This window comes from Pseudomonas sp. S60 (assembly GCF_016647865.1).
GTDB lineage: Bacteria > Pseudomonadota > Gammaproteobacteria > Pseudomonadales > Pseudomonadaceae > Aquipseudomonas > Aquipseudomonas parafulva.
On sequence record NZ_JACVVH010000027.1, the window covers coordinates 1 to 11,076 of the forward strand.

The window sequence follows — 11,076 nt, forward strand, 5'->3', positions numbered from 1 at the left end:
CTTCTTTTACACGCCCCGGGGCCGGGCCGCCCTGTGGCGGCCCCCCCGCGGCGCCGTGGGCGTGGACATCTTCTTCGTCATCAGCGGCCTGGTCATTTACCTGTCAACCCGGGATAAAACCGTAGCGCCGCGCGAGTTCCTGCTTAACCGAATACTGCGCATCGTGCCCGCCTACTGGTTCTACACGGCGCTGATGGCCGCACTGCTGCTGGCGTTCAGCCAATGGATGCCGCACCAGGAGTTCAGCTGGCATCACCTGCTGCTGTCGATGCTGTTCATACCGGCAGAGAACCCCGGCGGGTATGGGCTGTACCCGACGCTGAACGTGGGCTGGACGCTGAACTTCGAGATGCTGTTCTACCTGTTGTTCGGCCTGGCCTTTTTCGTGCGCCAGCGGCACCACCTATTGCTGGTCACTGCGGTATTGCTGCTAGTCAGCGAAGTGCTGGGCCGGATGGGCGTGCTGAGCCGCTTCTACAACAATGACATCATCTATGAGTTCCTGCTGGGCATCGGCCTGGGGGTGATGTACCGCCATGGGCTGATCCGCCAGGGCCGCTGGCTGCCACTGGTGCTGCTGACGGCTGCAGTACTCGCCATCTACCACCTGGATGCTTCCCAGCGCCTGTTGCATTGGGGCATACCCAGCGCGCTCATCGTGCTCGCGTTCATCGCGCTGGAGCCGCTGTTTGCGGGCAATCGCGTGCTCAAGGCGCTGGGTGATTGCTCGTATTCCGTGTACCTGATCCACGTGCTGGTGCTCTATGCCGGGTGGTTCGCCAGCCAGCGCCTGCAGCTCAACCCTTACCTGGTATTTGCCCTGTGCGTGCCTTCCATCGCGCTGCTGTCGTGGTTCAGTTACCAGTGGCTGGAACGCGGCCTGTACCGACGCATGCGTGCGTGGCTGGCCGCACCGCAGGAGGCGGGCCAGCCCTATGCCCTTTCCCGAGTCAAATACTAGGACTTTGTTAGAGGGCCGGCTTGGCGTACACTTGGTCGCAAGTCTGTGAGGAACCTACATGAGCGCTATAACCATTACCGACGCCGCCCATGACTACCTGGCCGATCTGCTCTCCAAGCAGAATACGCCTGGCATCGGCATCCGCGTTTTCATCACTCAGCCGGGCACCCAGTACGCAGAGACGTGCATTGCCTACTGCAAGCCGGGCGAAGAAAAGCCTGATGACACGGCCGTGGGCCTGAAGAGCTTCACGGCCTACCTGGATGCGGTAAGCGTGCCGTTTCTGGAAGATGCGCTGGTGGACTACGCCACCGACCGCATGGGTGGCCAGCTGACCATCAAGGCGCCTAACGCCAAGGTGCCGATGGTGAACGAAGACAGCCCGATCAACGAGCGCATCAACTATTACCTGCAGACCGAGATCAACCCCGGTCTTGCCAGCCACGGCGGCCAGGTCAGCCTGGTGGATGTGGTTGACGACGGTATCGCTGTACTGCAGTTCGGCGGCGGTTGCCAGGGCTGTGGCCAAGCCGATGTGACCTTGAAGGACGGCATCGAGCGTACGTTGCTGGAGCGCGTACCCGAGCTCAAAGGCGTGCGCGACGTGACCGACCACAGCCAGAAAGAGAACGCCTACTACTGACGTCGTCAGCGTCAAAGGTTGGCCTGACACGTGCGCTTAGCAACAAAGTGTTACGGTTTCAACCCCTGCGACAACAGGCCGCAGCCCGTATTCAAAGGGCTGTGCGCCGTTCCTGCCTGGCCCGGGTAGAACACCCCCAGGGGGCATGCCAGAATGCCCCGGTTTTTGGCTGGCCCGTCCCGAGGGCCGGCACCTTCCCTGTAAAGGATGGTTTCATGACTGATCTTCTGACCCGGCGCTCGGTTGTCGCCGGCATGGGTGTTCTCGGGCTCGGTTTGCTGGCGGGCTGCAGCCCGGCCCGGGGGCTCGAGTTCAAATACGGCAAGAACATGAGCAACGAGATCCTGGGGCGCAAGTTCAGCCTCAAGGACCCTCAAGGCAACGTGCGCACCCTGTCGAGCTTCTATGGCAGCATGCCGATGATCTTCTTCGGCTTCACCCAGTGCCCGGCCATTTGCCCCACCACGCTGGCGCGTGCCGCACAAATTCGCAAGTTGCTGCGGGGGCGTGACCGCGACCTGTTCCAGGTGGTGTTCATTACCCTGGACCCTGAGCGCGATACGCCCGAAGTGCTCGATGCCTACGTCAAGGCATTCGACCCCACTTTCACGGCGCTGACCGGTACGCCTGAAGAGATCGACGCCGTGGCTCGGGAGTTCAAGGTGTTCTACGAGAAAGTCCCGGCCGGCGACACCTATACCATTTCCCATTCGTCCACCAGCTACGTTTACGACACGCGTGGCACCCTGCGCCTGAGCCTGGGCCATTCCCTGAACGCCAAGGAATGTGCCGAGGACCTGGTTACCCTGATGGAGATCTGCTGAATGTCGATGCAACCAGTCAAGCATGGCCTGGCGGCCCTTTTTCTCATGAGCCTGGGCTTGCCGGCACTGGCCCAGACCACCGTGAGCGATGCGTGGGTGCGCGCCAGCGTGCCGCACCAGCAGTCCACCGGTGCGTTCATGACGCTCGCGGCCGATGCTGACAGCAAGCTGGTGAGCGTGGCCTCGCCAGTGGCCAAGACCGTGCAGGTTCATGAGATGACCATGAATGGCGACGTCATGGGCATGCGCGAGGTCAATGCGGTCGAGTTGCCTGCTGGCAAAGCCGTGACCCTGGATCCCAATGGGCTGCATGTAATGCTGATGGGCTTGAATGGTCAGGTAAAGGAAGGCGAGAAAGTGCCGCTGACCCTCACCGTGGAAACCGCCAAGGGCGTGAAGGAAACCGTAGAGGTACAGGCAGAGGTACGCCCGCTCACCGCCGAGGCCGGCAGTGGGCACGACCACATGCACATGAGCCACTGACCGGTTGAGCCGGGGCCGCGCGGCGGCCCTGGCAGCTCAACTGCGGAACCTGGGCAGCGGCCTGTCCAGGGTCAGCGACGTCAGCGTCTTGCGTACCCGCGCCTCGTCAGCCTCCAGCGCCCTGAGGGTTGCACGAATCTTCCCAGCCGCAGGCACATCGCCCTGGCGGTCGATCCAGTCGGCAATTTCCTTGAACGCATTGCCCAGGCAGGACTGGCGTTGGTTCATCAGTGACAAAAGGGTGGTGATCTCTTTTTCGGACATGGCCGCATCCTCCATTCAGCCACTAGAGTGTAGCAGCGGATGGGGGAAGCGCCTGGGGCGCCTTGACGCAGTTCAGGCGTAGCGACAGGCGCTGCGATAGGCCCCCGGCGTAACCCCGTAGGCCTGCTTGAACTGCCGGTTCAGGTGGCTCTGGTCGGCAAAGCCCAGGGTGAAGGCCACGTCCGATGCCGCCAGGCCGCGCCTGAGCATTTCCCTGGCCCGCGACAAGCGTCGCTGCTTCAACCACGCGTGGGGCGGCAGGCCTGTGGCCTGGCGGAACACCCGGGCAAAGTGAAAGGGCGACAAATTGACTGCAGCGGCCAGCGCTTCCAGCGAGGGCGGTTCGGCCAGGTGCGGTTCCAGCATTTCCCGCGCACGGGCTACCGCCAGCGGCTCCTGGCCAGGGGCGGATGGCTCTGCGCCTTGCCCGTGGCGCTGCACCAGTGCCAGCACCGCCTGGCGCCAGGCCGTCTGCTGCTGCAACGCGCTGGCACTGCTTTCGGACAACCGGTGCAGTTGGCTGAAGGCCGCTGCCAGGGCCGGGTCGACAATCACGCTGTCCCTGAAGCGCGGCATGCCTTGCCGGCTCAGTTCCAGTTCTTCGAGCACGCCGGTTACGCGTTGGTGTTCCGGGTAAAAGCCGCGGTATTGCCAGCCAGCCTCATGGGCTTTGGCCCCGGTATGCAGCTCATCAGGGTTGATCAGCACCATGCTGCCCACAGGCGCCAGGTGCTCGCTGCCACGGTGCCAGAAACGTTGCGCGCCGGACTCGATCACCGTGAACACATACCCTTCATGCACATGCGGGGCAAAGCGCTGCTGAACGTAGCGGGCGTGCAGCATCTCCACGTCGCCCAGCGCTGGCGCCTGCCACAGGTGAGTCTGCTCGCGCAGGGGCGTGCTCATGCCAGCCAGCTGCGCAGAAGAAAGAAGATCAACATGCTCACCAGCATGCTCAGCAACACGCGGCGGGTCAACAGCACCAGGGCGATGGCCACCAGTGAGCCGAGCAGGTAGGGGTTCAACAGGCTCAGGTCAAGCTGGTGGTCGGGCATAAAGATGATCGGGCCACAGATGGCCGTGAGCATGCCGGGGACGGCAAAGCCCAGAAACTGTCGGGCGTTGGAGCCCAGGCGCAGGGGCAGGCGCGGTTCCAGAAACGCATAACGGTTCAGGAACACCAGGGTGCCCATCCCGGCGATCAGCAGCCAGATCATGAACGGCCCCCTGCCAGCTTCTGGCACACGAAGCCCGCACCCATGCCCAGCAGGCCAGCGGCAACCAGTGCGGTTTCCCAGTGCCAATGGGTAAACAGCACCGAGGTGAACAACGACACCGCCACACACACCACCGTGGGCAGGTTGCGCACCAGTGGCGTGATCAGGGCGACGAAGGTGGCGACGATGGAAAAGTCCAGGCCCAACTGGTCGAGGTGTGGAATGTTCTGCCCCACGATGATGCCAACCAGGGTGAACAGGTTCCAGGCAACGTAGAAGGTCAGCCCAACCCCCAGCGCATACCAGCGGTTGAACTGCTGCTGGTCGTAGCGGCTGGTCAGGGCGAAAAACTCGTCGGTCAGAAGGAAGCCCAGGCCCAGGCGCCAGCGCAGTGGCAGTGGTGACAGCACCGGGCGCATCGACAGACCGTATAGCAGGTGCTGCGAGGTCAGCAACAAGGTGGTGAGCAGGATAGAGGCCAGGTTGGCGCCGCCTTTGAGCATGCCGATCGCCACCAGTTGCGCGGCGCCGGCGAAGACAATGGCCGACAGCCCTTGGCCTTGCAGCGCGCTGAGGTTGGCTTCGATGGCCATGGAACCGGCCAGCAGGCCCCAGGGGGCAACCGCCACGGACAGCGGCACAATGGCGATGGCGCCGTGCAGGAAGGCGTGGCGGGCGAGCTGGGGCATGATGGCTGGCGCATAGGATGTAAGGCAGGCCAGCATGCCAGACACGGCAGGGCCTGGCTTGAACGTTCTTGCTGTCCGCTTGCCCTAGGGGCGGCTGGTCAGGTGTTGCTGGGCAGTGACACAGCCGTTGGTATCCACCGCCTTTTGCAGCAGCGTCGGGCGGTGCTGCGGGTCAAGGTCGCTGAGCAGTCGGTACACCTCAGCCTGATAGTCACGCTGGCGGCCCCACAGCATGGACAGGCCCTGGGGCTGGTTGCGGTTACAGGCAAGCCGCGTGGCAGGTTGCGGGTAATAGGCCGCATACAGGGTGGCCATGCTGGGGATGGCTTCCAGTGCCGCGCGGTAATCGGCACTGGCATTGTAGGGTGGGCACCAGGTGGCAATGGCGGGCGCTGGTGCGGCAAAGCCCTGGCTCAGGCTGGCTTCGAGCAATGGGCAGGCAGCATCGGAAATTTGCGCGGAGGGCAGGTAGGTCATGTAGTACAGCGCCAGGCGGTACTGCGCCACCGGGTGGCCAAGCTCCACCGACTTTTTCAGTAATGCCACAGCGGTGGGCAGGGTGTGGGCCATGGCTTGGCCCTGGCGGCTCAGCTCCGCGTCGTCACCCAGTGCCGTGCGCAAACTGCCCGGGCTGTCGTCCTGGTTGTCCGCCTGTTCCAGCAGCGGCAAGGCCTGGCGATACAGCAGGTCGGCGTGGGGGTCGATGTGCACCTCCAGCGCCTGGGCAAGCACAGGCGCAAGGGCAACCAGCAGCACCGGTAGACGGTGCAGCGGCCTCATAGGCTTGCCCCGCAGGTTGCCAGGCGGTGATGGACGGCTTCGGTAATCATGGCAGTCAAGCGTGCGCCTCTGGCAAATCGGAACGACTTTGTATTCTAGCCACCGAATGGGGCTTGCCGAAAGGCCAACCGACGATTGTCAGGCAAGCCGTGCCGCCGCTCGTTGTGGCCAGGGCGTTATTGCCTAGACCCTTCTGATGCAGGCGGTCAATGAACAGGGGGCTTTGGAGGGCGTGGTGGATGCTCCGGCGCTGCCGTCAGGCAGCCAGTTCCCTGACGTTGTACAGCAGGCCACCGATGGCGATCAGCAGCAGCGCCACACCCGAAGCCAGGCTGATGAAGCGGTTGCTGCGCTGAGAGGCAATCTTGCCGATGGCGAAGATGTACAAGCTGAGTACCGCGAAGTCGATGATGACCCACAGCAACGACAGCACCACCATGCTCTTGCCGAACGACTCGGTGATCTGGATGAACTGTGGAAAGAAGGCGATGAAAAAAATGATGTCCTTGGGGTTGGAAATGCCCACCATGAAGCCCTGCCACAGGCCGCCACGGCCAGGTTTCACGGTGTCGTCCGCCACGTCCGTTGCTGGCGCCTGGAGGGCCTCCTTGAGCGTGCCCACTGCGATGTACCCGATGAACAGGCAGCCCAGCAGGCTCATGGTGCTGAGCCAGGCCTTGTCGATGGCCGCACTGGTGAGGATGATCCAGGCAGCCGCAGCAATCAGCACCAGTGACGCCCAGTTGGTCCCCAGGGCCGTGAAGATGGCCTTGCGCGAGCCGGATGCAGCGGCAGTGTTGACGATCAATGCCACGACTGGCCCAGGGGTGGCGATCAGCAGCAGCACGGTGAGGGCGTAGGTGGCGGTCAGGGCGGTATTCACGTTCAGTTCTCGGTAAGGATGTCAGGTACTGCCTGGGTGGCGGCGTGGGCATGAAAAGGGCAACGTGGCGGGTTCAGTGAGCCCGCCTCCTGCAACTGATATTGCTTCCATTCGTAGTTGTCGGCATCGCCGAAAAAGCCGAGGGTATCGGGCATCACGCCGTCGTTGTAGTGGTGCACGCGCTCGCGGATCCGCTCACGGATGCGCTTGCCACTCTCGGTGCCGGCATTGGCGACTTCGTCGAAGTTCTCCCGGGGGTTGATGACCAGGGTGATGTGCGGGCCCAGGTTGCGGCTTTTCATGGCCTGGTGGCCGGGGAAGTTCATGTTGATGAACAGCGGCATGCCGGCGTAGCAGAATGACCAGTTCGTGTCATCGGGGTCGGTCGGTACCCCTTGTGGCCAGGGATGAGGGTCTCGCGCATGCACGCCACGCAGTACCTTCCAGGCCAGCGCCTGCTGTTGGGCCAAGGTGCTGTCGGTGGCCGTTTCGAGAAACACCACCAGTGGGCTGCCGATGCGCTGCTTGGGTTTGATGGGGCTGACATGACGCACGTAGTCCGCAAGCCCCTGGGCGACGTCATCAGCCAGTTGCTCGGCGCGGGCGAATAGAACATGGCAGGTTTGGCCGTTGACTGCCTTGCGGCCAAACAGGCAGGGGAAGTCGGGGTTGGCGAGGATGTTGCGAAAGTGCTCCAAGGTTGAGTGAGTCCAGTGTTGCTTGTTGCTTCCATGTTCGGCGGTCAGCTCCAGCGCATCCAGGCGATAGCAGTGTCCATATCCCGTAAACATGATTTCCCCAGATGTAAATTAGATGAACGTTCCACACATTTGCAGGCAGGATCTTGGTTATATTTGTAAATTAACTGCATTTTCCGAAACCCGCTTCACGTTGTAAAACGTGTGGAACTATGACCTACTATTAGTCTTGCTCATGCTTGGGACCTACACATGTCGGAACGGATTCAGGCCTTGCACGCCCTGCGTGCCTTCGAGGTGGCCTCTCGGTATGGTTCTTTCACCCGCGCCGCGGAAGAGCTGGCCCTGACCCAGGGCGCCGTCAGCCATCACATCAAGACGCTGGAAGCCATGTTCGGCTGCGACCTGTTCGAGCGACGCGGCCCCAAGCTGAGCCTCACCGAGCACGGGCGTCTGCTGGCCCAGGAGCTCAAAGTCGGGTTCAAGATCATCGAGAACGCCTGTGCATTGCTGCGCCAGGACCGCTACGGGCTGCGCCTGAAGGCCCCCTCCACATTGACCGTGCGCTGGCTGCTGCGGGCGCTCGACGGCTTCAAGAAGCACGAGGACACCTGCAGCGTGCAGTTGTCCAGCGTGTGGATGGACATCGACACCGTGGACTTCTACTCCGAGCCTTACGACTGCGCGATCTTGCTGGCCAGCGGCCGTTTCCCGGCCGATATCGAGAGTTTCCGGCTGTTCGATGAATGGCTGATCCCGGTGTGCCACCCCGACTACATGGCGCAGGCACAGCCCGCACTGGCCGACCTGAACCACTGTGAGTTCCTGCACCCGTCCCCCGACCGCAGGGACTGGCGGCGCTGGCTGGCGCGCATGGATGCGCTGGACATCAGCATCGACCAGGGGCAGGTGTTCGACACGCTGGACCAGGGTATTTCCGCCGCTCAGCAGGGGTTGGGTATCTCGGTGGTCGACCTGGTACTGGCCAGCGCAGACCTCGCCGCAGGTCGCCTGGTGACGCCTTTCAAGCACGCCGTGGCCACCGGTGACGGTTACTACATGACCTGGCTCAAAGCCAGCCCCAAGGCCCGGCAGATGCACAAGCTGCGTGACTTTCTGCTGGGGCAGGTGCCGCCGTTGGCCCTGAAGGACATCAACTACCTGTACGGTTGACCCCTTCGCGGGGTGTGGGCTGTTGGCCGCACGGGTACAATTGGCGTCCGACAAGTGATTCAGAGGGCAATGTGGTGGAGTTGCAGCAGGGCTTCGTGCTGACCCGGCACTGGTACGACACGCCTGAAGGTACCTGCGTGGAGTTCTGGCTGGCCACCGACCACGGGCCACGATTGCTGCGCCTGGCGCCTCAGGTGTCGGTGGCGTTCATCCCTCAGGCGCAACAGGCCCTTGCCCGGGTGCTGCTGGCCGACGAGCCGGGCGTGGAGCTGCGCCCGCTTGGGCTCAAGGCCTTCGACCAGCGCCCGGTGCTGGGGTTGTATTGCCGCCAGTATCGGCAGTTGCTGCAGCTTGAGCAGCGCCTGCGCACGGCGGGTATCGACGTGTTCGAGGCCGACATACGGCCACCGGAACGCTACTTGATGGAGCGCTTCATCACCGCCCCTGTGCAGTTCGCAGGCCAGGTCGATGCCCAAGGCGTGGTGTGCGAAGCCCAGCTCAAACCGGTCGCCGAGTACCGGCCGCCGCTACGGCTGGTGTCGCTGGATATCGAAACCACCGAACGCGGCGAGTTGTACAGCATCGCCCTGGAAGGTTGCGGCCAGCGCCAGGTGTACATGCTTGGCCCGGCCAACGGCGATGCGGCGCAGGTAGATTTTGACCTGCACTACTGCACCGACAGGGCCGCCTTGCTGCATTGCCTGAACCAGTGGGTGGCCCGCCACGACCCGGACGCGATCATCGGCTGGAACGTCGTGCAGTTCGACCTGCGCCTGCTGCACGAACACGCCGGGCGCCTGCAGGTGCCCCTGGCGCTGGGCCGGGGCGGTGCACCCATGACACTGCGCGCCCACGCCAAGGGCGGGCACGTGTTTGCCGAGGTGCCGGGGCGCCTGCTGATCGACGGGATCGAGGCGCTGCGGTCGGCCACCTGGAGCTTTCCGTCGTTCAGCCTGGAGAACGTTGCCCAGACCCTGCTGGGCGATGGCAAGGCGATCAGCACGCCCTACCAGCGCATGGATGAAATCAACCGTATGTTCGCCGAGGACAAGCCGGCCCTGGCGCGCTACAACCTCAAGGACTGCGAACTGGTCACACGCATCTTTGCCCATACCCGATTGCTGGAATTTCTACTGGAGCGCGCCTCGGTGACCGGGCTTGCAGCCGATCGCAGCGGGGGATCGGTGGCTGCGTTCTGCCACTTGTACATGCCCCACATGCACCGCCTCGGGTATGTCGCGCCCAACCTGGGCAGCCGCCCGGAAGAGGCCAGCCCGGGCGGTTTTGTCATGGATTCGCGGCCAGGGTTGTATCACTCGGTGCTGGTGCTGGACTACAAGAGCCTGTACCCCTCGATCATTCGCACGTTCCTGATCGACCCGGTCGGGCTGGTCGAGGGGCTTGACCAGCCCGATGACCAGCACGCGGTGGAGGGCTTCAAGGGGGCGCGCTTCTCGCGAACCCGCCATTGCCTGCCGGCCATCGTCGAGCGCGTGTGGCAGGGCAGGGAGCAGGCCAAGCAGGTCGGCAATGCGCCGTTGTCGCAAGCCCTGAAAATCATCATGAACGCCTTTTACGGCGTGCTGGGCTCCAGTGGCTGCCGCTTCTTCGACGCGCGGTTGGCATCCTCGATTACCCTGCGTGGCCACCAGATCATGCGCCAAACCCGCGCGTTGATCGAAGCGCGAGGGTTTGATGTGATCTACGGCGACACCGACTCCACGTTCGTGTGGCTAAAAACGGCCCACGATGAGGCGGCTGCCGCGCACATCGGCAAGGCCCTGGTGGCCGAGGTCAACCAATGGTGGCGAGGGCACCTGCAACAGGCATTGGGCATTGAGAGCGCTCTGGAACTGCAGTTCGAAACCCATTACCGGCGTTTTCTGATGCCGACCATCCGCGGCACCGATGAAGGCAGCAAAAAACGCTATGCCGGGTTGGTGCAGCGTGCCGATGGTACCGAAGACATGGTCTACAAAGGGCTCGAGTCGGTGCGCACCGACTGGTCGCCGTTGGCCAGGGCGTTCCAGCAGCAATTGTATGGCCGCATCTTCCGTGGTGAGCCCTACCGTGATTACGTGCGCGGGTATGTGGCGCGCACCCTCGCCGGCGAGCAGGACGAACTGCTGGTCTACCGCAAGCGCTTGCGTCGGCCGCTGGCGGACTACCAGCGCAACGTGCCGCCCCATGTCCGTGCCGCACGCCTTGCCGATGACTACAATCGCCAACTGGGCCGTAGCTTGCAGTATCAGCGCGGTGGCTGGATCAGCTATGTGATGACCACGTCCGGGCCTGAGCCGCTGGAAAACCGCAGGGCACCGATCGACTACGAGCATTACCTGACGCGTCAGTTGCAACCGGTCGCTGACGCGATTCTGCCTTTTGTGGGCGACAGTTTTGCGGCGTTGGTTGATCACCAGATGCTGTTGTTCTAGGGCGGCGCGTGACCCGTGTGGGTGGT

At 63.2% G+C, this 11,076-nt stretch carries 13 protein-coding genes; 6 read left to right on the forward strand and 7 right to left on the reverse strand.

The genetic code is table 11. The annotated features are described in order from the left end of the window. The 4 genes from IAE33_RS14985 to IAE33_RS15000 form a co-directional block, all read left to right on the forward strand. Positions 1-961: acyltransferase family protein (locus IAE33_RS14985; protein ID WP_201164076.1), on the forward strand; the 961-nt coding region annotated here is incomplete at its 5' end. 58 nt (positions 962-1,019) lie between these two features. After that, positions 1,020-1,604: a Fe-S biogenesis protein NfuA gene (gene nfuA / locus IAE33_RS14990; RefSeq protein WP_028634481.1), complete on the forward strand. Its 585-nt coding sequence runs from the start codon at positions 1,020-1,022 to the stop codon at positions 1,602-1,604. A 215-nt stretch (positions 1,605-1,819) separates the two neighbouring features. After that, on the forward strand, positions 1,820-2,428 hold the full coding sequence (locus tag IAE33_RS14995; RefSeq protein WP_201164077.1) for an SCO family protein: 609 nt from the start codon (positions 1,820-1,822) through the stop codon (positions 2,426-2,428). Beyond that, positions 2,429-2,911 carry a copper chaperone PCu(A)C gene (locus IAE33_RS15000; RefSeq protein WP_201164078.1) on the forward strand — a complete coding sequence of 161 codons (483 nt, stop codon included), beginning with the start codon at positions 2,429-2,431 and terminating at the stop codon, positions 2,909-2,911. It abuts the gene before it with no gap. A gap of 36 nt (positions 2,912-2,947) precedes the next feature. Here IAE33_RS15000 and IAE33_RS15005 read toward each other — a convergent pair whose 3' ends face one another. From IAE33_RS15005 to IAE33_RS15035, 7 genes are all read right to left on the reverse strand, one after another. After that, positions 2,948-3,175 (reverse strand): hypothetical protein, encoded by a 228-nt coding sequence (locus tag IAE33_RS15005; RefSeq protein ID WP_201164079.1) that lies wholly within the window; start codon positions 3,173-3,175, stop codon positions 2,948-2,950. A gap of 72 nt (positions 3,176-3,247) precedes the next feature. After that, positions 3,248-4,081: a helix-turn-helix transcriptional regulator gene (locus IAE33_RS15010; protein WP_201164080.1), complete on the reverse strand. Its 834-nt coding sequence runs from the start codon at positions 4,079-4,081 to the stop codon at positions 3,248-3,250. Continuing rightward, positions 4,078-4,392 (reverse strand): AzlD domain-containing protein, encoded by a 315-nt coding sequence (locus tag IAE33_RS15015; RefSeq protein WP_028634476.1) that lies wholly within the window; start codon positions 4,390-4,392, stop codon positions 4,078-4,080. Before IAE33_RS15015 ends, IAE33_RS15010 begins: the two co-directional genes overlap by 4 nt. Next, positions 4,389-5,081, reverse strand: coding sequence for an AzlC family ABC transporter permease (locus tag IAE33_RS15020; RefSeq protein ID WP_201164081.1), 693 nt, complete (start codon positions 5,079-5,081; stop codon positions 4,389-4,391). The genes IAE33_RS15015 and IAE33_RS15020 overlap by 4 nt, the downstream gene beginning before the upstream one ends. A gap of 84 nt (positions 5,082-5,165) precedes the next feature. Beyond that, positions 5,166-5,861, reverse strand: a complete 696-nt coding sequence (locus IAE33_RS15025; RefSeq protein ID WP_201164082.1) for a sel1 repeat family protein — start codon at positions 5,859-5,861, stop codon at positions 5,166-5,168. 256 nt (positions 5,862-6,117) lie between these two features. Beyond that, positions 6,118-6,744, reverse strand: a complete 627-nt coding sequence (locus tag IAE33_RS15030) for a LysE family translocator (RefSeq protein WP_201164083.1) — start codon at positions 6,742-6,744, stop codon at positions 6,118-6,120. A gap of 2 nt (positions 6,745-6,746) precedes the next feature. Beyond that, positions 6,747-7,535 carry a YqcI/YcgG family protein gene (locus tag IAE33_RS15035; RefSeq protein ID WP_201164084.1) on the reverse strand — a complete coding sequence of 263 codons (789 nt, stop codon included), beginning with the start codon at positions 7,533-7,535 and terminating at the stop codon, positions 6,747-6,749. Positions 7,536-7,694: 159 nt separating this feature from the next. Between IAE33_RS15035 and IAE33_RS15040 the strand changes: the two genes are divergently transcribed. Then, positions 7,695-8,615: a LysR substrate-binding domain-containing protein gene (locus IAE33_RS15040; protein ID WP_201164085.1), complete on the forward strand. Its 921-nt coding sequence runs from the start codon at positions 7,695-7,697 to the stop codon at positions 8,613-8,615. Positions 8,616-8,689: 74 nt separating this feature from the next. Continuing rightward, complete coding sequence (locus IAE33_RS15045) at positions 8,690-11,050, forward strand: DNA polymerase II (protein WP_201164086.1); 2,361 nt, start codon at positions 8,690-8,692, stop codon at positions 11,048-11,050. Positions 11,051-11,076: the final 26 nt, after the last annotated feature.